We start from the raw sequence: 26386 nt of genomic DNA, 5'->3' as shown, positions 1-26386 counted from the left end.
GCCGTTCAGCGGGGGCCACACCGGTCTGTCCGTATGCGTCGCCGCCATCGCCTCACCGCCTGGAGTGAGATACCTTTGACGGATCCACCGTCTGAAAGGGATGCAGCAATACCGCCATGGACTTTTTCGAGCATCAGGACCGCGCCCGGCGTACCACCCTCTGGTTGATCCTCTTCTTCGTGCTCGGGGTGATCGCCATCGCCGTGGTGGTCAACGCCCTGGCCCTCTTCTTCCTCGGCGAGCCCCCGCCGGCCGGCGCACCGCCGGAGCACTGGCTAAGCCAGAACCTGGAGCTGCTGATCACCACCACGGTGCTGGTGGTGGCCGGCATCGGGCTGGCCAGCGCCTTCCGGGTGGCGAGCCTCTCCGGCGGCGGCAGCAAGGTGGCGGAGATGCTGGGCGGCACCCGCGTCACCCCCGACACCCGGGACCCGAAACGGCGCCAGCTGCTCAACGTGGTGGAGGAGGTGGCCCTGGCCTCCGGCACGCCGGTGCCGGATGTCTACGTACTGGAGGAGGAGGCCGCCATCAACGCCTTTGCCGCCGGCTACAGCCAGAGTGATGCGGCGGTGGCCGTCACCCGCGGCACCCTGGAGAAACTCAACCGCGAGGAACTGCAGGGCGTGGTGGCCCACGAGTTCGCCCACATCGTCAACGGTGATATGCGCCTGAACATCCGGCTGATGGGGGTGGTGTTCGGGCTGTTGGTGCTCACCGTGGTGGGCCGGTTCATGACCCGCGCCATCTTTGTCGGCGGCGGCAGCCGGGAGGGCAAACAGGCCGCCATGGGTATCGCCGCCCTGGGACTGGCGCTGATCCTGGTGGGGGCGCTGGGGGTGTTCTTCGGCCGGCTGATCAAGGCCGCGGTCTCGCGCCAGCGCGAGTTCCTGGCCGACGCCTCGGCGGTGCAGTACACCCGTAACCCGGACAGCATCGGCGGCGCACTGAAGAAGATCGCCGTGCACAGCCGCGGCTCCGGGCTGGAGTCGCCGGAGACCGAGGAGGTCAGCCACATGCTCTTCGCCTCGGGGTTTGCCTCCATGAGCGGCCTGCTGGCCACGCACCCCCCGCTGGAGGATCGCATCCGCGCCATCGAGCCACAATTCGACCCGGAGCGCGACCTGCCAGCCCTCGCCGAGCGGGAGCAGCGCCGCCGGGCACGGGAAGAGGCCGAGGCGGAGCGCCGGCGCGAGGCCGAACGCGCCGCCGCCGAGGGCCAGGGGCAAGGCGTGCGCATTCCCGGCGCCATACCCCTGCCCGGTACCGACGCCCTGCCCCAGGGCGCGATCCTGGGCGCCATCCTGGCCGACGTGGACCAGCCGGACACCCGCCGCCACCAGGCCGCCGCCCAATTGCTCCACGCCCTGCCCGAACCCCTGCGGGACGCCGTCCACGGTGAGGACGCCGGGCTGGCGGTGCTGTACACCGTCATCAGCGAAGACCCGGAGGTGCGCCGCCAGCAGCTGGCGCGGATCCGGGAGGACTGGGGCGAGGACGCCGAGGCCCGGGTCCGCGAGTGGCTGGAGGACGACCAGTCGTTGGCGCCCGGGCAGCGGCTGCCGCTGGTGGAACTGGCCCTCCCCGCCCTGCGCCACCAGCCGCGGGAGCGCCTGGGTGAGCTGCGCGAGACCCTGGGCGCGCTGATCCGCGCCGACGGCGGGGTTTCGGTCTTCGAGTTCGCCTTGGCACGCATGTTTGACGCCCACCTGCGCGATATCCTCAACCCCGGCGCGGCCGACCGGGGGCACGCCCGGGTCAACGCCGAGAAGGCGGCCGCCATCCAGCAGTTGCTCTCGGTACTCGCCTGGGCGGGGGCCGAGGGTGACGAGGACGCCGCACGGCAGGCCTACGCCGCGGGGATGGCCCTGCTCTACCGGGAAAACCGGCCGCCGGCCTACGGGGTGCCGGCGGACTGGCCCAACACCCTTACCGAGGGCTTGGAGCGGCTGGACCGCCTGGGCGCTGGGCCCAAACGGCGGCTGCTGGAGGCCATGGTGGCCACCGTGGGGCACAACGGCCAGGTCAACGTGGCCGAGGCGGAGTTGCTGCGGGCACTGGCGGCGGCCTTGCACGTACCCATACCGCTGATTCTGCCCACCACCGAAGAAAGCGGCGGCGACGGCGTGTCGCCGTAACCACGCCCGGTCGGGGCATTCCATTTCCGCTAAGGAAGGGCTAGCCCCCACCGCCACTGCGAGCACAGCCCCACCGTCACTGCGAGGAGCGAAGCGACGTGGCAGTCCATACCCCGCCTGAATCGCCGCGGGCCTCCGGCCCTCGCGATGACGGGGGTGGCGCCCCCACCGTCACTGCGAGGAGCGAAGCGACGCGGCAGTCTACCGCCCTGGATCGCCGCGGGCCTTCGGCCCTCGCGATGACGGGGTGGCACCCCCACCGTCACTGCGAGGAGCGAAGCGACGCGGCAGTCTACCGCCCTGGATCGCCGCGGGCCTTCGGCCCTCGCGATGACGGGGTGGCACCCCCACCGTCACTGCGAGGAGCGAAGCGACGCGGCAGTCCATACCCCGCCTGAATCGCCGCGGGCCTCCGGCCCTCGCGATGACGGGGGTGGCACCCCCACCGTCACTGCGAGGAGCGAAGCGACGCGGCAGTCCATACCCCGCCTGGATCGCCGCGGGCCTTCGGCCCTCGCGATGACGGCGGTGGCGCCCCCACCGTCACTGCGAGGAGCGAAGCGACGCGGCAGTCTACCCCTCTGGATCGCCGCGGGCCTTCGGCCCTCGCGATGACGGCGGTGGCGCCCCCACCGTCACTGCGAGGAGCGAAGCGACGCGGCAGTCTACCCCTCTGGATCACCGCGGGCCTCCGGCCCTCGCGATGACGGGGAGGAGGTAACGGCCCTCTTGAAGAACTTGACTGTGCCGGAAGCGGAAAGTCGCCCCCACCGTCACTGCGAGGAGGCGAAGCCGACGCGGCAGTCTACCGCCCTGGATCGCCACGGGCCTTCGGCCCTCGCGATGACCGGGGGTGCCCCGTTCCTCGTTGATTCGGGCCCGCGCAGCGGGGTGGGGGGCTCGCGATGACGGGGAGGAGGTGGCGGCCCTCGCGATGACGGGGGAAAGCCTTCGGCCCTGGCGATGACAGGGGTGCCCCGTTCTGCGTTGATTCGGGCCCGCACAGCGGGGGTGGGGCTCGCGCGTTACACTAGCGTCGGCCCAGGGCCAGGCCGCCCCCCGCCGCCAGCACCGCGAGCACCACCGTGGCCAGCATGTAGCCGAGCGCCGGAAGGACGGCACCCGCTTGCAGCAACGCCACTGACTCCAGGCTGAACACGGAGAAGGTGGTAAAGCCACCGCAGACGCCGGTCATCAGGAACTGCCGGGCCTGTTCGGGCAGCGGCCGCGGACCGTCCACGGCGGTCCGGCCGGCCACCCAGCCGATGGCCAGGCAGCCGAGGGTGTTGACCAGGAGGGTGTCCCAGGGGAAGACGCCGAGGGGCAGCCAGTCCAGCAGGTAGCGCAGCACCGCCCCCAGCGCACCGCCCAGCGCCACCCATACCCCGGTGTTCATTGCCCCACCCCGGCGAGCCAGAGGCCGGCGCTGACCGCCGCCAGGCAGGTCAACAGGGAGCCCGTCACGTAGAGCACCACCGCGCCCCAGCGACCGTCGTCGATCAACTGGGCGGTCTGCAGCCCGAAGGAGGAGACGGTGGTGAAACTGCCGCAAAATCCGATCATCAGCAGCAGGGCGGCCTCGCTGCCGGGCGCCAGCAGGCCGGCCAGCAGGCCGATCAACAGCGAGCCGGCCCCGTTCACCGCCCAGGTACCCCAGGGGAAGTCACCCTCCACCCGGGCGGTGATGCGGGCGTTGCACCACCAACGCGCCACCGCCCCCACACCCCCGCCCAGGGCCACCAGCACCAATGACTGCACCGTTTCCATCCCCCCTGAAAACCTGACCACAGGCCGTCGCCCCCGCCACTGCCCGCACCGGAACAATCTGGCATACTGTACGGCTTACTCAAAACGGCCCGAAAACCGGGCGCCACCCGCTCAGCAACCCAAAAGACATCGGCATGACGCGAAAGATACTGGTCACCAGCGCCCTACCCTATGCCAACGGCCCGATCCACCTGGGCCACCTGGTAGAGTACATCCAGACCGATATCTGGGCCCGTTTCCAGCGACTGCGGGGCCACGACTGCCACTACGTCTGTGCCGACGACGCCCACGGCACCCCCATCATGCTAAAGGCCCGCGAGCGGGGCATCACGCCCGAGGCGCTGATCGCCGAGGTCGGCGAGGAGCACCAACGCGATTTCGCTGATTTCCTGATCGAGTTCGATAATTACCACACCACCCACTCGGACGAGAACCGCTACTTTGCCGAGCTGATCTACTCGCGCCTGAACCAGGCCGGTCATATCGACCGCAAGGTCATCAAGCAGGCCTACGACCCCAAGCTGGAGATGTTCCTGCCCGACCGCTACATCAAGGGCGAATGCCCCCGCTGCGGCGCCGAGGACCAGTACGGCGACTCCTGCGAGGCCTGCGGCGCCACCTATACCCCTGCCGAGCTCAAGAACGCGGTCTCCGTGGTCTCCGGTGAGCGACCGGTGGAGCGTGAGTCGGAGCATTACTTCTTCCGGCTGCAGGACTTCGAGGCGATGCTGCGGGAATGGGCCAGCCCGGAGCACCTGCAGGCCGAGGTGGCCAACAAGCTCGCCGAGTGGTTCAAGGAGGGTCTGCGCAGCTGGGACATCTCCCGCGATGCCCCCTACTTCGGCTTCCGCATCCCGGACACCGAAGACAAGTATTTTTACGTCTGGCTGGATGCGCCCATCGGCTATATGGCCAGCTTCAAGCACCTGTGCGAGCGCAAGGGCCTGGACTTCGACGACTGGTGGGGCCCGGACTCCACGGCGGAGCTCTACCACTTTATCGGCAAGGACATCATCTACTTCCACGCCCTGTTCTGGCCGGCTATGCTGCACGGCGCGGGCTTTCGCAAGCCCACCGAGATCTGTGCCCACGGCTTCCTGACCGTCAACGGCCAGAAGATGTCCAAATCCCGGGGCACCTTCATCATGGCCCGGACCTGGCTGGACCATCTCAACCCGGAGTACCTGCGTTACTACTTCGCGGCCAAGCTGAGCGCCAGTGTCCACGACCTGGACCTGTCGCTGGACGACTTCACCCAGCGGGTCAACGCCGACCTGGTGGGCAAGCTGGTGAACATTGCCAGCCGTTGCGCCGGCTTTATCCATAAGCGGTTCGAAGGCCGCCTGGGCGAGACCCTGGACGACCCGGCCCTCTACCGCCAGTTCACCGCGGCCGGCGAGCATATCGCCGAACTGTACGAGAAGCGTGAGTTCTCCCGCGCGATGCGTGAGATCATGGCCCTGGCCGACCAGGCCAACCAGTACGTGGACGAACAAAAGCCCTGGGTGCTGGCCAAGCAGGAGGACCAGGCCGACCGGGTACAGGATATCTGCACCCAGGGGCTCAACCTCTTCCGGGTCCTGGTGGTCTATCTCAAACCGGTGCTGCCCCGGCTGGCCGCCGACGCCGAGGCCTTCCTCAACCTGCCCGAACAGTGTTGGGCCGACGCCAAGACCCCGCTGCTGGACCACGGCATCCGCAAGTTCAAGCCGCTGATGACCCGCGTGGATCCGGACCGGGTGCAGGCCATGCTGGAGGACTCGAAGAAGACCCTGCAGCCCAAGGGTGAGCCCCAGGCCGCCGAGGCCGGACCGCTGACCAGCGACCCCATCGCCGAGCAGATCGAGATCGGCGATTTTGCCAAGGTGGACCTGCGCATCGCCCGCATCGAGCAGGCCGAGCACGTCGAGGGGGCCGACAAACTGCTTCGCCTGCAGCTGGACCTGGGCGGCGAGACCCGTCAGGTCTTCGCCGGCATCAAGCAGGCCTACCGGCCCGAGGACCTGGAAGGGCGACTCACCGTCATGGCGGCCAACCTGAAGCCGCGCAAGATGAAATTCGGCGTCTCCGAGGGCATGGTCCTGGCCGCCGGCCCGGGCGGCAGCGACCTCTACCTGCTGGAGCCCCACCAGGGCGCCCAACCCGGCATGCGGGTGAAGTGATCCGCCGATAATGGCGCGTTGCAACCTGCGGCAACGCGCCACTGGATCAAAGCCTAGTGTGGCGTTAAGGTGCCATTTATCCGGAATCTTGCCCGCGACAACGGGGCGTTCTGATACTCCTGGACGGAATCGTGACGGAACTGGCGCTCATTCTGGTCTCCACAGTCCTGGTCAATAATTTCGTCCTGGTCAAGTTCCTGGGGCTCTGCCCCTTCATGGGCGTCTCGCGACAGTTGGAGACCGCCATGGGGATGGCCCTGGCGACCACCTTCGTGCTGACGCTCTCGGCGGTGTGCAGCTACCTGGCCTATGAGTACCTGCTGGCGCCACTGGGTGTGGAGTACCTGCGCACGATCACCTTCATCATGGTGATCGCCGTGGTCGTGCAGTTCACGGAGATGGCGGTGCGCAAGACCAGTCCGTTGCTGCACCAGGTGCTGGGCATCTATCTGCCGCTGATCACCACCAACTGCGCGGTGCTGGGCGTGGCCCTGCTCAATCTGCAGGAGCAGAACTCTCTGCTGCAATCGGCAGTGTACGGGTTCGGCGCTGCCGCTGGTTTCTCACTGGTGCTGGTGCTGTTTGCCGCTTTACGCGAGCGGTTGGAGGTGGCGGACGTGCCCCTGCCCTTTCGGGGCGCCTCGGTGGCACTGGTTACGGCGGGCATTTTGTCGATGGGGTTCATGGGTTTTGCCGGGCTGGTTCGCCTCTAGCCCATTACCCAACGACTGGCTTGAGCGGCAAGGGAATCGATCATGCTGACACCGATACTGGCACTCACGGCCCTGGCCCTGATCGCGGGCGCCCTGCTCGGCTTTGCCGCCGTGCGCTTCCGGGTGGAGGGCAACCCCATTGCCGACCAGGTCGACGCGGTGCTACCACAGACCCAATGCGGCCAGTGCGGCTTCGGTGGTTGCCGGCCCTACGCCGAGGCCATCGCCGCCGGTGAGGCCGAGATCAACCGTTGCCCCCCCGGTGGCCAGGACACCGTCCAGACCCTGGCCGACCTGCTGGGCGTGGAGCCCCTGCCGCTGGACGAGGAGCGAGGCGAGGCCCCGCACACCCCCCAGGTGGCCTGGGTCGATGAGGCCGTGTGTATCGGCTGTACCCGCTGCATCCAGGCCTGTCCGGTGGACGCGATTCTGGGCGCGGCCAAGCAGATGCACACCGTGCTCAAGGGCGAATGCACCGGCTGCGGGCTCTGTGTCGATCCCTGCCCGGTGGACTGCATCCACATGGTACCGGTGGACCTGGACTTGGCCGAGTGGCATTGGCCCCTGCCCCAAAATGATACGGCGCGCCGGGAGGTGGCGTGAGCGGAGGCCTTTACGGCTTCGCTGGGGGGCTGACACTCGATGGCCGACGGTTCACCCGCGACCGCCCCATCGAGCCCGGCCCGTTGCCCCGCACCCTGATCCTGCCGCTACACCAGCACGTGGGCGAACCTGCCGAGCCGGTGGTATCGGTGGGCGAGCGGGTGTTGCGGGGGCAAATGGTGGCGCAGGCGGACAACTACGTCTGCGCACCGGTCCATGCCAGCACCTCCGGCACCGTGGTGGCCATCGAAGACCGCCAAGTCCCGCACCCCTCGGGCCTCGCCGCCCCCTGCATCGTGATCGAGAGCGATGGCGACGACCGCGCCGCCCCCCCAATGGCGGTGATCGACGACCCGGCCGGGACGCCGGCGAGGGTCCTGCGGGCACGGGTGCGCGAGGCGGGCATCGTCGGCCTGGGCGGCGCCGCCTTTCCCACCGCCATCAAGCTCAACCCGCCATCGGATACGCTGCCCGACACGTTGATCGCCAATGGCGTGGAATGCGACACCCACATCACCTGTGACGACCGGCTGATGCGGGAGCGCCCGGAGCAAATCCTGGACGGCGTCGCCACCGCTGCAGACATGCTCAACGTGGTCCGGATACGGATCGCTGTGGAGGGCGACAAGCCGGAGGCCGCCCGGGCCTTGCGCGACGCCCTGGCCGCCAGTGGCCTGGCCGACGACGGCCGCCGGGACTGGGCGGTGGTGGACGTCCCCAAGCGCTACCCGGCAGGCAGTGAACGACAGCTCATTCACAACCTCACCGGCCGTCGTGTGCCTAGCGACGGCCTGCCCAAGGACGTGGGCGTGATCACCTCCAACGTCGGCACCTTCGCCGCCATCCACCGCGCCATACGACACGGTGAGCCCCTGATCCGACGCATCGTCACGATCACCGGTGACGGCGTCCGGCGACCGGCCAATGTCGAGGCCCGCATCGGCACCCCGATGGCGGAACTCATCGACCACTGCGGCGGTTACCACGACGGGGTCTACCAACTGGTGATGGGCGGCAGCCTGATGGGCACCGCCCTGCTCAGCGATGACGTGCCCCTGATCAAGGCGAGCAACTGCCTGCTCGCCGCCACTCCCTCGGAACTGCCGCCGGCGGAGCCGCCCATGCCCTGCATCCGCTGCGGGGCCTGCGCCGAGGCCTGTCCGGAGAGGCTGGCCCCGCAGCAGATCTACTGGCACACCCGGGCCCGCGACTATGAACACGCCGATGACTGGGGGGTGTTCGACTGCATCGAGTGCGGCGCCTGCGCCTGGGTCTGCCCCAGCCATATCCCCCTGGTGCAGTACTTCCGGCATGCCAAGGGGGCCATCGCCCAGAAGGAACAGGAGAAGGCCCGGGCGGAGCTGGCTCGCCGGCGCCATGAGTTCCGCCAGGAGCGTCTGGAGCGCGAAAAGCGCGAACAGGCGGAACGGCGCCGCCGCAAAAAGGCCGCCCTGAAGCAGGGCAAGGACGATCGCAAGGCCACCATCGACGCCGCCCTGGCGCGAGCCCGCAACAAGAAGAAGACGCCGGAAAAGGAGGAATAGCCCTGGAGTTCTCCCGTCGCAGCTCCCCCCATCAGGTGGGCGGCCCGGGCGTGGCCGCGATCATGCGCCAGGTGCTTTACGCCCTGGTGCCCGGCACCCTGGCGCTGGCCTGGTTCCAGGGCGTGGGCGTGTTCGTCCACCTGGCCGTGGCGCTGGTGACCGCTGTTGCAGTGGAGGCTGCGGTGCAGTGGCTGCGCCGCCGCCCGGCCACAGCGGCGCTGAGCGATCACAGCGTCCTGGTCACCGGCTGGATCCTGGCGCTGGCGGTGCCGCCGCTGGCCCCCTGGTGGGTGACGGCGAGTGCCACCCTGTTTGCCGTCCTCTTTGGCAAACACCTCTACGGGGGGCTGGGCTTCAACCCCTTCAACCCGGCCATGGTCGGCTACGTGATGGCGCTGATCGCCTTTCCCCGGGAGATGACCTTCTGGTTCCCGGCGGCCGCCCCGGGCGACTGGCCTGTGGGGGCCTGGGAGGCGGTGCGTGGAGTCCTCGTGGGCCTGGATGCGCCCACCCTGGACGCACTCACCGGGGCCACGCCGCTGGATCTGCTTCACACCGGCGCGCCGCCCGGCGGCGCCCTGGCCGTGGAGAGCGGCCCGGGCTGGATGGTGGCACCGCTGCTGTTCCTGGCCGGGGGGCTCTGGCTGCTCCGGTGCAGACTGATCGACTTTCGCATCCCGGCGGGGATGCTGGGCGCCATGGCGCTGCTGGCCACCCTGCTCTGGCTGCTGCCCGGGGAGCAGCCGGATCCACTGTTCCATCTGCTGGCCGGGGGGACGCTGCTGGGCGCCTTTTTCGTGGCCACAGACCCGGTGTCGGCAGCGACGACCGCCCGCGGCCGCTGGGTCTATGGCGCCGGTATCGGGGCCCTGGCGCTGCTGATCCGGGAGTTCGGCGGTTACCCCGACGGGGTGGCCTTCGCGGTGTTGTTGATGAACGGCGCCGCACCGTTCATTGACTACTGTTTCCGGCCACGGAGGGCCACGGGATGACGTTGCGCAACATCCTGTTGGCGGCCGGCATTCTCGGCGGGTTTGCGGCCGCGGGGACGACGCTGGTGGTGGTCACCCATGAGATGACCGCGGAGCGCATCGCCGCGGAGCGGGAGGCGACGCTGTTGCGGCGTTTGCAGGAGGTGCTCCCCGAGCGGCTGTACGACAATGCGCTGCATGAGGATACCGTGGCGGTGCCGGGGGCGGCGCTGGGCCGGCCCGGGGAGGCGCTGACGGTGTACCGGGCGCGGCGGGCGGGTGAGCCGGTGGCGGCGATCCTGACGGTGGTGGCGCCGGACGGGTACAACGGCCGTATCCGCCTGCTGATGGGGGTGAAGCGGGACGGGACGCTGACGGGGGTCCGGGTGGTACAGCACCAGGAGACGCCTGGGCTGGGTGACCTGATCGAGGCGGACCGGTCGGACTGGGTGCGGGATTTCGAAGGCCGGTCGTTGGGGGATCCACCGGTTGAGCGCTGGACGGTGCGTCGCGACGGCGGGGATTTTGATCAGTTCACCGGGGCGACGGTGACACCGCGGGCGGTGGTGCATGCGGTGCGGCGGGGGTTGGAGTGGTTTGAGGCGCATCGGGGTGAGGTTTTTCCCGAACTCGAAGCCGCGGAGGAGGCCGTGGAGGTGGATGACCCACCGCGGGACTGAAAGCGGATGGGGGTCGGAATTTGGGCTTTGTGGGGCGGCGTTTGTGGGGGCTGCGAGAGGGGTGCTTCTGGCGGCGGTAGTCCGGCGTCGAGCTTACAGGGAGGTATTCACAGCGTATCCGTCACCCCAACCCCGGGACCGCCGCCATAGCCACTCGTGAGCCCCCGGAAGACGCGACCTCGAAATACCAGAAGGGCAACCCAGGACAGCGGCTGATGAGGCACTAATGCCATGACGACTGACACCTTACCGACAACAGAAACGCCCGGGCGCGCGCCCTCGGCGTTTCAGGAGATCGCCCGCAAGGGGCTGTGGGAGAACAACCCGGCGCTGGTGCAGTTGCTGGGGCTCTGCCCGCTGCTGGCGGTCACCGGTACCGTGGTGAACGCGGCCGGGCTGGCCCTGGCCACACTGCTGGTGCTGGTGGCCTCCAACCTGACGGTGTCGCTGATCCGTAACCAGGTGCGCACGGAGGTGCGTATCCCGGTTTTCGTCCTGGTGATCGCCTCGTTTGTGACCGCCGTGGAGCTGATCATGGAGGCCTGGTTCCACCAGCTCTACCTGGTGCTGGGGATCTTCATCCCCCTCATTGTCACCAACTGCGCCATTCTCGGCCGGGCCGAGGCCTTCGCCGCGCGCAATCCGCCGGGGCGCGCGGCGCTGGACGGGCTGATGATGGGGGTGGGTTTCGGCGCGGTGCTGCTGTTACTGGGCGCGATGCGCGAGGCGCTGGGTCAGGGCACGCTGCTGAGCAACGCCCACCTGCTGCTGGGCGAGGCCGGCCGGGGCCTGGAGATCACCCTGATCCCGGATTATCCCGGCTATCTCATCGCCCTGCTCCCACCGGGGGCCTTTATCGGGCTGGGCCTGATCCTGGCGGGCAAGAACTGGCTGGAGCAGCGCAGGAGCGGAGCATGAGACTGAGCGAGCACATCCGTCCCCTGAGGGCGCTGCTCTTCGATGTGGACGGCACCCTGGCGGATACCGAGGGTGAGGGGCACCTGCCTGCGTTCAACGCCGCCTTTGCCGAGTACGACCTGCCCTGGCGCTGGGGCGCTGAACGCTATCGCGAACTGCTCCGGGAGGTGCCCGGGGGGCGCGAACGCTTGCAGTATGAGCTGCAGCGGCGCAGCGATGCCTTTCGCCCCTCAGAACCCGTCGCCGACTTGGCCCGACGCCTGCATCAGGCCAAGAACCGCCACTATGCCTGCCGCCTGGAACAGGGACTCATCCCGCCGCGCCCCGGGGTCCTCCGGCTGATTCGCGAGGCCATTGAGGCGGATATAAAGCTGGCGGTGGTGACCACCAGCGCCCACGAGAACGTGGAGGCGCTCTTCCGCCACGTGCTGGGCGTCGACCTTCGCCCTCACTTCGAGGTGGTGGTCGCCGGCGACGACGTGCCCCGCAAGAAGCCCGCCCCCGACGCCTACCAGGTCGCGCTGCAGCGGCTGGCGCTGCCTGCCAGCGAGTGCCTGGCACTGGAGGACTCGGTGAACGGGCTGAGGGCGGCACTCGGGGCCGGCCTGCCCACGCTGATCACCCGCAACGCCTGGACCCGCGACGACGACTTCAGCGGTGCGCTCGCGGTGGTGGACCACCTGGACGACGACGGCCGGGGCAACCGGGTTACAATAGCCTGATCGAATGACTCAGGTACCCCCGTTTCACCATGACCAAGGCCAAGATCAACGCGCTGTTCAGCCGCCTGCGGGCCCACATGCCCGAACCCACCACCGAACTGGAGTACGGCACCCCCTTCGAGCTGCTGGTGGCTGTCGCCCTCTCCGCCCAGGCCACCGACGTCAGTGTCAACAAGGCCACCGCCCGGCTGTTCCCGGTGGCCAACACGCCGGAGGCCATCCTGGAACTGGGTGAGGAGGGACTGAAGGACTACATCCGCCATATCGGGCTGTACAACAGCAAGGCCGCCAATATCATCAAGACCTGCCGCATCCTGCTGGAACGGCACGGCGGCGAGGTGCCGCGTGACCGCAAGGCCCTGGAGGCCCTGCCCGGCGTGGGCCGGAAGACCGCCAACGTGATCCTCAACACCGCCTTCGGCGAGCCCACCATCGCCGTGGACACCCACATCTTCCGGGTCAGCAACCGCACCGGCCTGGCCCCGGGGAACACCGTCCGACAGGTGGAGGACAAACTGATCCGGGTGGTCCCCGACGAATTCAAGCGCGACGCCCACCACTGGCTGATCCTCCACGGGCGGTATACCTGCGTGGCCCGCAAGCCCCGGTGCGGCGCCTGTGTCATCGAGGATCTGTGCGAATTCCCCGACAAGGTCGAACCCTGAGCCCGGGCCCGGCGGCCTGCCCCGGGCGTACCCAGCGGAGGTCCGATGTTTTTCTCTGATCGTGAACAGATGCGCCGCTTCTACCTGGAGGCCTGGCGCAAGTATCAGGCCGGCGGCGTGCTGGAGCCCTTGGAGGCGATGGTGGGTGAGGTGGTCGCCCAACACCCGGAGTACCACCCGCTGCTGCGCAACGAGGACAAGGCGCTGCAGCGCGATTACCTGCCAGAGGACGGGGAGACCAACCCCTTCCTGCACATGGGCCTGCACATCGCCCTGCGCGAACAGGTGGCCACCGACCGGCCGGCCGGTATCCGCCGCATCCACCAGAACGTCAGCCGCGCCTTGGGCGACCCCCTGGAGGCCGAGCATCTGATGATGGAGCCGCTGGCCGAGGGCCTGTGGCAGGCCCAGCGGGACGGCCGCCAGCCGGACGAAGCCGCCTACCTGCGGGCGCTGGAGGCCCTGGAGCAGCGGGTTGCCCGGCCACGCTGAGCCGCCTTCACTCCCCCTCCTGTGGCCCTTCCTGCCACGGCAGCGATAGGATGCGGGTGGGGAGGCCGGGCTCCACCTGGAGCAGCGCCTCATCGCCGGCAAGGAACTCAGCCAGGGCCTGCTTATGGGCCACGTCCACGGCCACCCCCTCGGTCCAGACCATCGGCCAGCCGGGGTAGAGCCGCTCCCGTTCCAGACTGCCCAGCCAGAGCCGGCGCGGGCTGTCCACCAGGTGGAAGGTGGCCGGCCAAAGCCGCAGGACCCAACGTTCGTCTTCGGACAGGGGCTGCACCCTGACCACGGCGGGCAGCCGGCCCCGGTGCCAGCGCGGCAGCGGCGGCAGGGCCTCCAGACCGGGTTCCGGCTGCAGCCAGCGTAGCGCGCCGGTCAGGCCACTGTCCGGTGCCACCCAGCCGGCCTGGCCCAGCTTCTCGCGCAGCCGCTCGCCGGTGGCCAGCCACTGGAAATCCACCGGCCGGCGCCCCCCGTCCAGCCAGCGCTGCTCGCGCCCCTGACCGGCGGGCGGGTCACCGGCCAGCCATTCCGACAGGGTCACCGTGGGCCACCCCGAGGACAGGGCAATCCGCTCGCGCAGGGTATCCACGTCCTGTACGGCGTGCACCGCACCAGCCAGACAGAGCACCCCGACGCTGAGCAGGGGCAGCACCCGCTCCGGTCGCCGCCGGGTGGTGTTCAACCGCGCCAGCACCACCATCCCGGCGGCGACCGCCCCCAGCAACAGCCCCCCCAGGGCATCCACCACCCAGATCCGCCCAACCAGCACCGCCGCCGCGGCCACCCCGAGCAGCACCACCGCGCCCAGCAGCAGCAACTGCCGGCGCAGAAAGCCGTAGGTGGCGGTGGCGAGAAGCACCGTCGCAATCAGCAGGGCCGCCAGCGCCGCCATGTCAGGATCCGGGAAGTGGTGGGGGGGCGCGGCCTGATAGAGTGGCTCGGGGTCCACCGCGCCGAGCCACCAGCCCAGCCCCCAGCCCATCAGCCAGGCGGAGGTCACCGCCCCGGCCAGCGCCAGGGCAACGCGGAAACGCCGGGACCACAGCAACCACATCAGCCCCAACAACAGTGGCGGTAGCCAGGCTTGGGGATCGATCAGCACGGCGGGCCCCCAGAGCGCGCGGTGCATCCAGGCGGGGACCAGATACTGGAAGTAGCCCAGGGTGGCCTCATCCGGCAGCGTGGGCCCACCCAGCAACCAGAGCCGGACGCTGAGTGCACCCAGCAGGGCCAGGGCAATCCACCACAACCGGCCCAGGTGATGCCCCAGCGCCAGGAAGGCCTGCCGGGAGGGCCACAGGGCCTGACCGAGCAGGGGGTGCATCCGCCCCCAGCGGCGGGCCGACCAAGCCATGCGCGTGCCCCAGGCCCGCAGGCGGGGGCGCACCCAGCGACGACCGACCCACCAGACCACCCAGGACGTCCCCAGGACCAGCACCACCAGGGTGATGAGCCGGGTGGTGACCGACAGGGCCACCGCCATGGACGCCCCCAGCACCATGCCCGGGAAGAGGTAGGCGGGTGCCCAGACCAGCCCCGAGGCCAGGTTGGCCAGCATGAAGCGGCCGGCAGGCATGCGCATCATGCCGGCCACGGCCGGAATGACCCCGCGACTGGGGCCTATGAATCGGCCCAGGATGACGCTCTTCGCGCCGTGGGACTGAAAGAACGCGATGCTCTTGTCGAGCACGCCGGGGTATCGCCGCAGCGGCCAACTCCCGCGCAGCCAGGGGCCGTAGCGGCGCCCGAGCCAGAAGCTGACCGAGTCGCCGAGCACCGCGCCGAGATAAGCGAGCACCAGGCTGGGCCAGAAGGGCAACTGGCCACCACCGATGAGCACCCCGGCACCGAACAGTAGGGCGGCACCGGGCACCAGCAGGCCCGCGCCGATCAGCCCCTCAAAGAACGCGGCCAGGAAGAGCAGGGCCAGGGCCCATCCCGGATTGGCCCCCACCCATTCCAGCGCCGCGTTGAGCCACTCCGCCATGGACCCGGTTCAGACCGGCCGGGAAGGGGCCCTACGCCCGTTCCCGGGGTCCGCTCTAGCGGCGCGCCACGCGGGCGAAGGCCCGTTCGGCGGCGGCCAGGGTGTACTCGATGGCGGGGGTGTCGTGGGCGGTGGAGAGGAAGCCGGCCTCGAAGGCGGACGGCGCCATATAGACCCCCTCCTCCAACATGGCGTGGAAGAAGACCTTGAAGGCCTCCAAGTCACAGGCCTGCACCTGCTCGAAGGTGGTGACCGGATTCTGATCGGTGAAGAACAGCCCGAACATGCTCCCGGCCTGGTTCAGCGAGACGCTCACGCCGGCGGCCTCGGCCCGCTCACGCAACCCATCCACCAGGGTGGCGGTGGCCTCCTCGAGGGCGCGGTGGGTTGCCGGGTCGTCGACCAGGGCGAGGGTCGCCAGCCCTGCGGCCATCGCCACCGGATTACCGGACAGGGTGCCGGCCTGGTAGACCGGGCCTTCCGGAGCCAGGTCGGCCATGATCTGCGCCTTGCCGCCGAAGGCCCCCACCGGCATGCCACCGCCGATGACCTTGCCCAGGCAGGTGAGGTCCGGGGTGATGCCGTAGCGGCCCTGGGCGCACTGTACGCCAACCCGGAAGCCGGTCATCACCTCGTCGAAGATCAGCACGCTGCCGTGGTCGTCGCAGCACTCGCGCAGGGCCTCCAGGAAGCCGGGCACCGGGGGCACGCAGTTCATGTTACCGGCCACCGGCTCGACAATGACCGCGGCGATCTCGTCCCCCATCCGCTGGAAGCACTCGCGCACGGCCTCGGCGTCGTTGTACGGCAGGGTGATTGTCTGCTCCACCACCGCGGCCGGCACCCCGGGGGAGCCGGGTATACCCAGGGTGAGTGCCCCGGAGCCGGCCTGCACCAGCAGGGCATCCACGTGGCCGTGGTAGCAGCCCCGGAACTTGATGATCTTCTCCCGACCGGTGTGGCCGCGCGCCAGGCGCAGCGCGCTCATGGTGGCTTCGGTACCGGAGTTGACCATGCGCACCCGCTCCAGGCTCGGCAGCATGGCCTTCAGCTTCTCGGCCATGCGGATCTCCACCTCAGTGGGGGCGCCGAAGGACAGGCCGTCCGCGGCCGCGGCCTGCACGGCGCGGACCACCTTGGGATGGGCGTGACCGGCCACCATCGGGCCCCAGGAGCAGACGTAGTCCACGTAGCGGTTGCCGTCCTCGTCGTAGAGGTAGGGGCCTTCCGCCCGGGCGATGAAGGGCGGCTCGCCGCCGACGCCGGTGAAGGCGCGCACCGGCGAGTTGACCCCACCGACGATGTGCTGGCGGGCGCGTTCGAAGAGCTCGTGGGAGCGCTGCATGGGGGTCTCCTCAGGTGTTTCCGTGAGTGAATGCGCGGTTTCGACCGATTGTATCAGGGTGTCGGAGCCACGGTAGCACCGCCCCGCTCCGGGCGGCCGCCGCCGCGCGCCGGTCACACCAGCCGCGTGCGCAGCCCGCCGCTGCGCAGGGTGCGCTGGCGGATGGCGCGCACCAGCACCCCGCCCGGCGGCTCCAACAGGCTGAACCAGTCGCTGGCACGGGTGATACCGGTGTACAACAGCTCGCGGGTGAGCACCGGCGCCACCCGGTCCGGCAGCACCAGCGCGGCGTGCCGAAACTCCGAACCCTGGGCCTTGTGCACGGTGAGGGCGTAGGCGGTCTCCACCTGCTCCAGCCGGCTGGGCAGCACCCAGCGGATCCGCCCGCTGCCGTCGCTGGCCAGAAAGGCCACCCGCAGCACCGTCCGCGCACCGTCCCGCCGCCCGGCGTCATCACTTGGTGCGCCCCCGGCCAGCCCCTCCGGTACCGCCAGGGCCACCCCCATATCGCCGTTGATCAGGCCCAGGTCGTAATCGTTGCGGGTGACAATCACCGGACGCCCCGCATACCAGGCCGAGGTGGCGCGGACCAGGCCGGCATCCCGCAGGGCGGCGGCGATCCGCTGGTTCAGGGCCTCCACCCCCCAGGGCCCGCGGCGGACGGCGCCCAGCAACTGGAACGCGCCCTGGGCCTGCAGCACGGACCGGGCCCAGTCGTCCCAGGCGCTGCGCGGGGCATCATCGCGCGGGCGCCCGTCGTGCATGGCCTCGAGGTAGTAGCGATAGCCCCGCGGCCCCTCGCCTGAAGCGCCGGCGGCGAAGTGGTCTGCCCCGCCGGCCACGGCAAGCGCCTCCAGGGCCGGATCCTCCGGCCCCGCGAGGTGGAGGCGTGCGATGTCCGGATGGGAAGCGCCAGCGGCCCAGAGCGCCTCCACCGCCGCCGCGTCACCGCCGTTGACGGCCCGCGCCAGCGCGCCGATGCCGCTGTCGGCGCCGAAACGGTGGCTGTGGCGCAGCATGACGATGTGCTGGTCCAGCGGCCGCCCCGCGGGATCCCGGTAGTCCGCCGGGACGCTCTCACCGCTGACCTCGGAGAGCCAGGCGGTGGTGGCCGGGGTGTAATGCCCCCCGTCGGCCCGATGGCAGAGTTCGCCCATCACGGCGCCGGCCTCCACGGAGGCGAGCTGGTCCTTGTCCCCGAGCAGGATCAAGCGGGCCTCCGGCGGAAGGGCGTCCAGCAGACTGGCCATGAGCTCCAGGTCGATCATGGACGCCTCGTCCACCACTAGCACGTCCAGCGGCAGCGGCTCGCCGGCGCGGTGGCGGAAATGGCGGCTGTCGGGCCGCGCCCCCAGGAGCCGGTGCACGGTGACCACCTCGGTGGGAATCGCCGCTCGCAGGGCCTCGGCATCCGCCACGCCGTCGAGCGGCAGGCGCGCGAGCGCCCCGGCCACCGAGGCGTTCAGCCGGGCGGCGGCCTTGCCGGTGGGGGCGGCCATGCGGATGCGCAACGGCGCATCGGCAGCCGCCTGCTGCAAGGCCTGGAGCAGCACCAGCAGCCGCAGCACGGTGGTGGTCTTGCCGGTCCCGGGGCCGCCGGTGATCACGGTGAAGCCCCGCCCGGCGGCCAAGGCGCAGGCCAGCCGCTGCCAGTCGGTGGCCGCCCCGCCCCCAGCCGGAAACAGTCGCTCCAGCCAGCGCCGGGTGGCCTCGCCATCCAGCCCCTGTTGCCAGTCCGCGGCCGCGGCCATGCGCCGGTGCAGTGCCTGGCCGATCCGCACCTCGCAGTCCCAGTAGCGGCGCAGGTAGAGCCGCTGCTCCTGTCGCACCAGGGGGCTACTGCCCGGCCCGTCCTGCACCAGCTCCGGGCAGTCCAGCGCTGCGGCCAGCGCCGCCTCATCGAGCCCCTGCAGCCAGCGGGAGGGGCGCGCGGCCCCCTCCGCGCCGCCCTCCGGCGGCAGCGAAAGGGTGCCGTCCGGGTCGGCCTGCAGCGCGGGCAGTTCCAGGCAAACGTGGCCGCGGCCGACCTGGTGGCTGGTGAGCGCGGCCAGGAGAAGCAGCAACGGCGGCGCCTGGGGCACGTGCTGGTGCAGGAAGACGGCCAGGGCGCGGTCCAGCGGGCGCAGCCAGCCGCCGTCCACCCACGCCTCGAGCAGGGCCAGGGTCCCGGCCGCACTCTGCAACGGGTCCGGTGCGGATGACGGATGGGTGGCTGTCTCAGGCATCATCACTCCCCGTGGCCTGCACATCGGGCCGGTCGGGGCCCTGCTGCAGCCAGTCGTCCAGTTGTTCGATCAGCGCCCGCGGTGGCCGGCAGTGGAACAGACCCCGACCCGGGGCATCCAGGCCGCGCAGGAAGAGGTACACCGCCCCGCCCACGTGGCGCTCGTAGTCGTAGCCGGGCAGTCGCGCCCGTAGCAGCCGGTGCAGCGCCAGGGTATAGAGCACCAGTTGCAGGTCGTAGCGGCGGGCGAGCACGGCCGCCCGCAGGGCCTCCGGCGCATAGTCCTCCAGCCCCTGGCCCAGCCAGTTGGACTTGTAATCGGCCACGTAGTAGCGCCCGTCCTGCTCGCAGACCAGGTCGATAAAGCCCTTGAGCATCCCGTTCAGCAGCGCCGCCCGGGCCGGTGGCCGCGGCGCCGCGTCCAGGGTCGCGGCGGTCACCGCCCGGTCCAGGCGGGCGGCATTCAACCAGCGGGTCTGGAACAGGAATTCCAGCTCCGGCTGATAGCTGGGCAGGGCCGTGAGGCGCAGCGCCCCACCCTCCGGCAGGGGGTAGTCGGCCTGCAGCAGACGCAGCAGCCAGTCGGCCACCGGCCCGGCCCACTCGGACCAGCCGCGCCGGCGACAGCGGCGGGCCACTTCCCGCTGTAACAGGGCGGGCTGTTCGGCCAGGCCGGCAAACCCCTGGTCCGCGGCCCATTCCAGCAGGCCGTGGAGGAAGGTCCCCGGCCCCGGGCCGCGCGGGAAGCGGTGCAATGCGAGGGCCGCGCTGTCGGGCCCGGCGCTCTCTCCGGCCTCGGCGACCGTCTCGCGGATGATCTCCTGGCCCACGCTCTCCGGCGCCGTCGATGCACTCGCCCGGGCCGGCTCCCCCACCGCCTCACCGGCCGCGGGTTCCGCGTGCAGGGACAGGGCGCTGTAACTGGCGATCCACCAGTGCTCGTAGGCCGGCCGCCGCGGCACCCGGGCCGGACCGAGGGCCGGGCGGTGCTCCGGACCGCGATAGCCCTCGTCGCTGGCCGCCGGCAGCGGGGTGACCGCAATCGCCGACTCCTCGCCGCGCGCCCGCAGCAGGGCGGCCTCCAGCCCCCCGTCCACCACTCCCTCCGGGCCAGCCAGCAGGTAGCCCACCGCGCTCTGGTGCAGTTGGTTGGACTTGCGGGTGCCCCGCTTGACGGGGGCCAGGCCCAGCCAGCAGGCGTGGCGGGCCCGGGTCATGGCCACGTAGAGCAGGCGCAGGTCCTCGGCCAGGCGGGCGCGGTCGGCGCGCGCGCGGGTCTCCTCGTCCATCTCGAACAACCAGCGCGGGGCACCGCCGGTGGTGCGGTCGAGGTAGGGAAGGCGCTTCCCGTCCACCGGTTTGAAGGTGCAGATGAACGGGAGGAAGACCAGCGGGTACTCCAGGCCCTTGGCTTTGTGCACAGTGACCACCTTGACCAGGTCCTCGTCGCTCTCCAGGCGCAGGATCTGCTCATCCCCTCCCTCGCCGTTGCCGCTGCGATGCTCCACCAAGTGGCGGATCAGGGCCTGCTCGCCGTCCAGTTCGGCGGCCGCCTGCTGCAGCAGCTCGCTGAGATGCAGCAGGTTGGTCAGCACCCGTTCGCCGTCCGCTCGCGCCACCAGCCGCGCCGGCACCGCGAAATCGTGCAGCAGCCGGCGCAGCATGGGCAGGACCCCCTGCCCCTGCCAGAGCCGGCGGTATCCGCGGAACTGCTCGACCCGGCGCTCCCAAAGCAGCTCGTCGGCGGTCAGGCGGTGCAGCTCGGCCACCGGCAGGCCCAGGGTGGGCGTGGCCAGGGCGGCCCGTAACAGCCGCTCCACGGTGGGCTCGGCGCAGGCGCGCAGCCAGCGCAGCAGGTCCCCGGCCGCATCGGTGCGGTAGACGGACTCCCGGTCGGACAGGTAAACGCTGCGCACCCGGCGCCGGGCCAGGGCCTGCTGGATGGCGCGCGCCTCGTTGTAGTCGCGCACCAGCACCGCCATGTCCCGGGGCCGCAGCGACACCAACCCTCCATCCGGGTCGCGGAACCCGGCCTGGCGCGCAGCACCGGCGTTCAGCAACGCCACGATGTGGCTGGCACAGGCCGCCGCCTGGCGCGGCAGGTAGTGCTTCCCGGCCACCGGCTCGCCCTCGTCCTCCCACCAGAGAGTGAGGGCCGGCTGGGCGGCGCCGTGCACCTCCAGCGCCTCCGCGCGGCCCTGGGCCGCCACCGGCAGGAAGGGCACGGGGTTTTCCTCCGCCACCCGGAACAGGAAGGCGCCCTCGGGCCAGGCCTGCTCGGCATGCTGGAACAGCCGGTTGACCCCGCGCACCATGGCCCCGGTGGAGCGGAAGTTGCGCGGCAGGGTGTAGTGGCGGCCAGCAGTGGCCCGCCGCGCCTGCAGGTAACTGTGGATGTCGGCGCCGCGGAAGCTGTAGATGGCCTGTTTGGGGTCGCCGATGAGCAGCAGGGCCTGTTCCCGGGGGTTGTCCGCCACCCGGTAGACCCGCTGGAAGATGCGGTACTGCACCGGGTCGGTGTCCTGGAACTCATCGATCAGGGCCACCGGGAACTGCCGGCGCAGGGTGGCGGCCAGACGCTCACCCGCCTCGCCCTGGGTCAGCGCCTGGTCCAGCCGGGTGAGCAGGTCATCGAAGCCCATCTGCGCCCGTCGCCGCTGGGCCTGGTGGAAGCGTTGACCGATCCAGTTGGCCGCGGCATTGAGCAGGTCCGCCTCCGGCAGTTGGCAGAGGTGCTCGTAGTCATCCAACGCCGTGAAGCCGGGGTGCAGGTCCTCCGGCAGCGTCTGTCCCTTCCGGCAACCGGCGGCGAGCCCCCGGGCGCAGAGCCGCCCCAGCACACTGGTGCTGCCCACCGGCTCCGGCTGCAGGGCCGCGGGGTCCTCCGCCCAGGCCCGCATGGCGGCCATCAGGGCCTCGGGCTTTTGGTACTTCCGGCCGTTGAGCACCGCCTTGCGCAGGGCATGGAACTGCGCCTCCAGGGCCTCGAACTGCTCGCGCCAGGGCCGTTTGAGGCGCTCCAGGGCCTGCAACCGGTCGTCGAGCACCCCGGCAAAGCCCTCCGGCGAGTCCAGTCCGGGCGCCACCGGGGCCGCCTGGCCGATCAGCGGCCGGACCTTCTGCCGCTGGGCCTCGGGGTCGTCACCCAGCGCACGGCGCGCCAGGACCAGGGCCTCCGGCGCCAATGGATAGAGGAAGCTGCGCCAGTAATCGCGCACGGCCTCGGCCAGGAGCGCGGTCTGATCTGCCTCCAGGTCCTGGGTGAAGAGGCTACCGCTGTCGAAGGCGTGCTCGCGCAGCATGCGGTAGCACCAGCTGTGGATGGTGGAGACCGCCGACTCGTCCATCCACTCAGCGGCCAACTCCAGTCGGCGCGCCATGGCGGGCCGCTCGTGCTCGTCATATTCAGCGCGCAGTGCCGGCAGCACCGGATCGTCCGGGTACCGGGCCGGATCGCGGAAGGCCGCTGCAGCCTGGCTGAGCCGTTCGCGGATGCGGTCGCGCAACTCCCGGGTGGCCGCCTCGGTAAAGGTGACCACCAGGATCTGCGGTGGCACCAGCGGCCCGCCGCCCGCGCGCTGCTCGCCGTGCCCAAGGACCAGGCGCAGGTAGAGGGCGGCGATGGTGAAGGTCTTACCGGTGCCGGCGCTGGCCTCGATCAGGCGGCTGCCGTGCAGCGGCAGGCGCAGCAACTCCAGCGGTCGGGGCGCACTCTGGCTCATACGCGGCCTCCTGCCTTTTCGGCCTCATCCTGTGCCTTGACCGCTTGCCACAGCGGGCCGTAGAGCCGCTCGGCCCAGTGGGCGAAGGCCGGGTCGGCCAGCAGCCACTCGGCATGCGGGTAGGCGCGGCGCAGGTAGGGATCGTAGCCCACCTCACCGGGCTGGTGGTCGTCACCCGCGTAGGCGGAGCTGGCGATCTCCAGCGGGTCCGATTTGTCCTCGGCCACGGCCTGCAACCAGGCGAAGGCGGTCTGGCAGGCCAAAGGCAGCGGTCGGCGCTGGCCCTCGTCCCAGGCGGCCAGGATCCGCTGCAGGTGGTCGATGGCCCCCGCCCGGTCGATGGGCGGCAGGGTCAACGAGGCGTCGAGCCCAATCCACTCGGTGGTCACGCCGCCCGCGGCGGCGTTCGCGATCAGGTGATCAACCCAGGCCGGCAGCAGCTTGCTGGGGTACCACGCCTTGCCCTTGCTGTCTTTGAGACGGCTGACGGTATAGCCCAACTGCCGGCGTGACCGGCCGTCGCTTCGCAGGCCCTCCACCTGGGCCTCCAGGGTCCAGGTGGCGTGGCTCAGCGGGGCCAGGACGGCGGGAGGAAGGGTCTCGGGGCAGGCCTGGAGGCGTTCATGGTAGCGAGTCAGCAGCCCGGTGGCCTCGCCGACCAACCGCTCACCCTCCAGGGTGCCGGCGGCCCCCACCGGCAACACCCCGCTGCGCTGCAGCCGGGCGGTCTCCGAGGCCATCAGCACGGGCCACTGCTCCGGTCCCTCGGCCCGGGTGAGTCCAGCCTGGACCAGCCGCTCGCGCAGCTGCCAGCGGGTCAGGCCGTCCACGGTGAAGGGTTCCAGGTCCTCGCTGGCCGCCTCGTCCTCGTCGAAGTGGACCGACAGCCGGCGTTCAAAGAAGGCCCGCACCGGCCGCTGGAGAAACCGGGCCAGGGTCCCCGGGGCCAACACCCCGGCCTGGTCCGGATCCGGGGGCGGCAGCGGCTCGTTGTCCGGCCGGTCGATGCCGGGCCGCACCTCGCCCTCCTCGGCGCCGGCCGCCGCGGCCTGCACCGCCCGCCACTCCCGGGCATAGGTGAAGTGCCTTGCACCCGGCCCGCCGGCCACCGGAAAGTGGACGGGGCTGAAGGGCTGCAGGGGGTGCGCCAGGGTCAGGTGCTCGAGCAGCGCCGCCGTCTCCGGCGTCGACGGCTCATCCACCGGCCCTGCCAACCGCCAACCGGCGGCCAGGTGATCACGTAGCTGGCCCACCAGCACGGAGGGCGGTTGGGGTTCGTTATCGCGCACACTGCGCCCCACCCAACTGATATAGAGCTGCTCGCGGGCCGAGAGCAGGGCCTCCAGGAACAGATAGCGGTCATCCTCCCGCCGGGAACGGTCGCCCGGGCGGTAGTCGTCCGCCATCAGGTCAAAGTCCAGCGGTGTGGGGCTGCGCGGGTAGTCACCGTCGTTCATTCCCAGCAGGCAGATCAGGCGGAAGGGAATGGCGCGCATGGGCATCAGGGTGCAGAAGTTGACGGCTCCGGCGAGGAAGCGCTGGCTCAACCCGCCCTCGTCCATGCCGGCCAGCCAGTGCTCGCGCACCACGTTCAGCGGTAGCGGCTCGTCCAGGGCGGCCGCCTCGCAATCCGCCGTCCATTGCTCCAGGGTCTGTTGCAATCGCTCCAGGGTGAGGGCCTCCTCCTCGTTTCCGGGCTCGAAACAGGCCGCCAGCAGCCAACGCAGATGCTCGCCCCAGACCGCCGGGGCATGCGCTTCACGCAGCCGCGCCCAGGCGGCCTCCAGAGTGGCGAGCAACTGCTCCAGCGGTCCCAGCAGGGCGGCGTCCAGGCCGCCCACCTCGTCGTAGGGCTCCACCCCGTGCCAGGCCTCGCCGCTGCCGACGGCGTAGCCGAGCAGCATCCGGCGCAGGCCAAAGCGCCAGGTATGCAGCGTAAGCCCGGCGGGCAGGTCCAGGTGCGCCCGCTGCTCGGCATCCAGGCCCCAGCGCACTCCGGCCCCTTCGGCCCAGCGGTGGAGCCGCTGCAGGTCTCCCTCCTCCAGACCAAAGCGGCGCCGAAGGGCGGGTACGTCCAGCAGGTCCAGCAGCTCGCTGACCGCGCAGCGGCTCTCCGGCAGATGCAGCAGTTGCTCCAGGGCGATAAGAACGGTGTCGCGACCGCGTCGGCCCTGGTCGGAGAGGGTATAGGGGATATGGCGCGGGTCGCCCGGCTCGGTCTGGCCGAAGACCGCCTGAATGTGGGGGGCGTAGCGGTCGATGTCCGGGACCATCACGATGACATCGCGCGGCCGGAGGGTGGGGCGTGAGGCGTCATTGAACCGCCCCAGCAGCCGGTCGTGGAGGATCTCCACCTCGCGCTGGGGGCTGTGGGCGATGTGGAACTGGATCGAGGCGTCATCGGCGGCCACCGGCGGCCAGGCGGCCCGGGTCTCGGCCAGCGGGCGGAGCTCGCGGATATCGTCCTGCAGTTGGTGCAGCAGGCAGTCGCCCCCGTGGGGTCGGAAGAGGTCGATGCGCTGCCAGGAGAGGGATTCAATCAGGTGGCGATAGTGCGCCGGATCATCATGTTCGTCCAGCAGGCGGATGTAGTCCCGGCCCTGCTTGCCCCAGGCCGCCAGCAGCGGTTGAGCGTGATTGTGCAGCTCGCTATCGTCCAGCCGTTCGGGCATGCCCGGCTTGGGCGACTGCCGGCGGCGACGGGCGCGCAGCAGGTCCTTGTCGGCAACGATGTCCGCCCAGTAGTGCTCGCAGGGGTTGTGAACGCAGACCAGGATCTGGGTGAAGTCGGCCAGGGCCTCCAGCGCCTCAAGCACCTGGTGGGGCAATGAAGAGATGCCGAAGACGATGAGCCGGCGCGGGAGTCCCGCCGGCCGCCGGTCCAGTTCGCGCACCGCCTCCCGGTAGCGGGCGTGGATGGCGGCCCGGCTCAACCCCCGCTCCGCCTCGTCCATGTCCGCCAGCAGGGCGCGCCAGAGCCGGGGTTGCCATCGCTCGCGCGCATCCAGGGGGCGCGGCGCCCGGCCCGGGCCGGCGCATTGATCGTGCCCCTGCGCCCAGTCCACCAGCCAGTCGGCCCGGTAGACCTGGTACTGGTCCAGCAGGTCGGCCAGGCGCTCGGCCAGTTGGTGGCGCTTACGCCGGTCATCGTCCCGGGCCAGGAAGCCCCGCAGCGGCTCGAACCCGGGCTCATCGATGAGCTCCGGCAGCAGGCGCATCAGCCGCCAGGTGAGCGGCCGCTTGTCGAAGGGAGACTCCGGGGGCACCGCCTCGTGCCCCAGCACCTCGCGGTAGGCGGTCCAGGTGAAACGGGCCGGGAGCTGCATGGACAGACCGGCGGCGATCCCGCAACCCGGCTCCTCCGACTCCGGGTGAGCCGCGAGGGCATGGCTGAGCCACTGGGCCATGCCGTTGCTCTGCACCAAGACGGTTTCGGTCTCCAACGGTGCCGGTGGATAGGCCTGCATCCACTCCACGATCAGAGCGCGGAGGTCCTCCAGGCGGTTGCCGTGGACCACCATGAAACCGGGCTGCAGCGCTGGGGTCGCCAATTCACCCTCCTAAGGCAACAATAACGTCAAATAATGGATCAGATAGCAGGATACACGCCACCATGCGACAGGTAGTGTCGTGTTGTCGCGACACCACATCCGCCACGCCCCCGCGCCCGGACCCCGCCACCCCTGCCTTTCTGCCGGACAGGGGTTGTCGCGTCTAGGCA

Annotated in this window: 18 protein-coding genes; 11 read left to right on the top strand and 7 right to left on the bottom strand. The window is 70.5% G+C overall.

From position 1 onward, the window contains the following. The first annotated feature begins 116 nt into the window (after positions 1-116). Positions 117-2135 carry a M48 family metallopeptidase gene (locus tag MLG_RS04240; protein WP_011628569.1) on the top strand — a complete coding sequence of 673 codons (2019 nt, stop codon included), beginning with the start codon at positions 117-119 and terminating at the stop codon, positions 2133-2135. 1030 nt (positions 2136-3165) lie between these two features. Here the strand turns inward: MLG_RS04240 and MLG_RS04235 are convergent. Beyond that, the gene (locus MLG_RS04235; RefSeq protein ID WP_011628568.1) at positions 3166-3531 is read right to left on the bottom strand and encodes a fluoride efflux transporter FluC; all 366 of its coding nucleotides are present in this window, start codon (positions 3529-3531) and stop codon (positions 3166-3168) included. Further along, positions 3528-3902: a fluoride efflux transporter CrcB gene (crcB, locus tag MLG_RS04230; protein WP_011628567.1), complete on the bottom strand. Its 375-nt coding sequence runs from the start codon at positions 3900-3902 to the stop codon at positions 3528-3530. Before crcB ends, MLG_RS04235 begins: the two co-directional genes overlap by 4 nt. A gap of 134 nt (positions 3903-4036) precedes the next feature. On the opposite strand from crcB, the gene metG reads away from it, so the two are divergent. The 10 genes from metG (at position 4037) to MLG_RS04180 (ending at position 13372) form a co-directional block, all read left to right on the top strand. After that, complete coding sequence (gene metG / locus MLG_RS04225) at positions 4037-6064, top strand: methionine--tRNA ligase (RefSeq protein ID WP_011628566.1); 2028 nt, start codon at positions 4037-4039, stop codon at positions 6062-6064. 131 nt (positions 6065-6195) lie between these two features. Beyond that, on the top strand, positions 6196-6777 hold the full coding sequence (gene rsxA, locus MLG_RS04220) for an electron transport complex subunit RsxA (protein WP_011628565.1): 582 nt from the start codon (positions 6196-6198) through the stop codon (positions 6775-6777). A 42-nt stretch (positions 6778-6819) separates the two neighbouring features. After that, the gene (gene rsxB / locus MLG_RS04215) at positions 6820-7380 is read left to right on the top strand and encodes an electron transport complex subunit RsxB (RefSeq protein ID WP_011628564.1); all 561 of its coding nucleotides are present in this window, start codon (positions 6820-6822) and stop codon (positions 7378-7380) included. Next, positions 7377-8924: an electron transport complex subunit RsxC gene (rsxC, locus tag MLG_RS04210; protein ID WP_011628563.1), complete on the top strand. Its 1548-nt coding sequence runs from the start codon at positions 7377-7379 to the stop codon at positions 8922-8924. The genes rsxB and rsxC overlap by 4 nt, the downstream gene beginning before the upstream one ends. Before the next feature lie 2 nt (positions 8925-8926). After that, positions 8927-9916 (top strand): RnfABCDGE type electron transport complex subunit D, encoded by a 990-nt coding sequence (locus tag MLG_RS04205; RefSeq protein WP_041717905.1) that lies wholly within the window; start codon positions 8927-8929, stop codon positions 9914-9916. Continuing rightward, positions 9913-10575 (top strand): electron transport complex subunit RsxG, encoded by a 663-nt coding sequence (gene rsxG / locus MLG_RS04200; RefSeq protein WP_011628561.1) that lies wholly within the window; start codon positions 9913-9915, stop codon positions 10573-10575. The genes MLG_RS04205 and rsxG overlap by 4 nt, the downstream gene beginning before the upstream one ends. Positions 10576-10806: 231 nt before the next feature. Continuing rightward, positions 10807-11493, top strand: a complete 687-nt coding sequence (locus MLG_RS04195; RefSeq protein ID WP_011628560.1) for an electron transport complex subunit E — start codon at positions 10807-10809, stop codon at positions 11491-11493. Continuing rightward, the gene (locus MLG_RS04190; protein WP_011628559.1) at positions 11490-12215 is read left to right on the top strand and encodes an HAD-IA family hydrolase; all 726 of its coding nucleotides are present in this window, start codon (positions 11490-11492) and stop codon (positions 12213-12215) included. The genes MLG_RS04195 and MLG_RS04190 overlap by 4 nt, the downstream gene beginning before the upstream one ends. 29 nt (positions 12216-12244) lie before the next feature. Further along, on the top strand, positions 12245-12880 hold the full coding sequence (gene nth, locus MLG_RS04185; RefSeq protein WP_011628558.1) for an endonuclease III: 636 nt from the start codon (positions 12245-12247) through the stop codon (positions 12878-12880). 45 nt (positions 12881-12925) lie between these two features. Continuing rightward, positions 12926-13372 carry a DUF1841 family protein gene (locus MLG_RS04180; RefSeq protein WP_011628557.1) on the top strand — a complete coding sequence of 149 codons (447 nt, stop codon included), beginning with the start codon at positions 12926-12928 and terminating at the stop codon, positions 13370-13372. A gap of 7 nt (positions 13373-13379) precedes the next feature. Here the strand turns inward: MLG_RS04180 and MLG_RS04175 are convergent, their stop codons facing one another. From MLG_RS04175 to recC, 5 genes are all read right to left on the bottom strand, one after another. Then, on the bottom strand, positions 13380-15374 hold the full coding sequence (locus tag MLG_RS04175; protein WP_011628556.1) for a VTT domain-containing protein: 1995 nt from the start codon (positions 15372-15374) through the stop codon (positions 13380-13382). A gap of 55 nt (positions 15375-15429) precedes the next feature. Beyond that, positions 15430-16719 carry a glutamate-1-semialdehyde 2,1-aminomutase gene (gene hemL / locus MLG_RS04170; protein WP_011628555.1) on the bottom strand — a complete coding sequence of 430 codons (1290 nt, stop codon included), beginning with the start codon at positions 16717-16719 and terminating at the stop codon, positions 15430-15432. A 113-nt stretch (positions 16720-16832) separates the two neighbouring features. After that, positions 16833-18944, bottom strand: coding sequence for an exodeoxyribonuclease V subunit alpha (gene recD / locus MLG_RS04165; protein WP_011628554.1), 2112 nt, complete (start codon positions 18942-18944; stop codon positions 16833-16835). Then, a complete protein-coding gene (gene recB / locus MLG_RS04160) occupies positions 18937-22665 on the bottom strand; it encodes an exodeoxyribonuclease V subunit beta (protein WP_011628553.1) in 3729 nt (1242 codons plus the stop codon). The genes recD and recB overlap by 8 nt, the downstream gene beginning before the upstream one ends. After that, positions 22662-26186 (bottom strand): exodeoxyribonuclease V subunit gamma, encoded by a 3525-nt coding sequence (gene recC / locus MLG_RS04155; protein ID WP_041718271.1) that lies wholly within the window; start codon positions 26184-26186, stop codon positions 22662-22664. Before recC ends, recB begins: the two co-directional genes overlap by 4 nt. Positions 26187-26386 lie beyond the last annotated feature (200 nt).

The sequence above is a fragment of the Alkalilimnicola ehrlichii MLHE-1 genome (genome assembly GCF_000014785.1).
In the GTDB taxonomy this organism is placed as follows: domain Bacteria; phylum Pseudomonadota; class Gammaproteobacteria; order Nitrococcales; family Halorhodospiraceae; genus Alkalilimnicola; species Alkalilimnicola ehrlichii.
The sequence above is the reverse complement of the archived record's forward strand: the minus strand, read 5'-3'. Positions and strand labels throughout refer to the sequence as shown.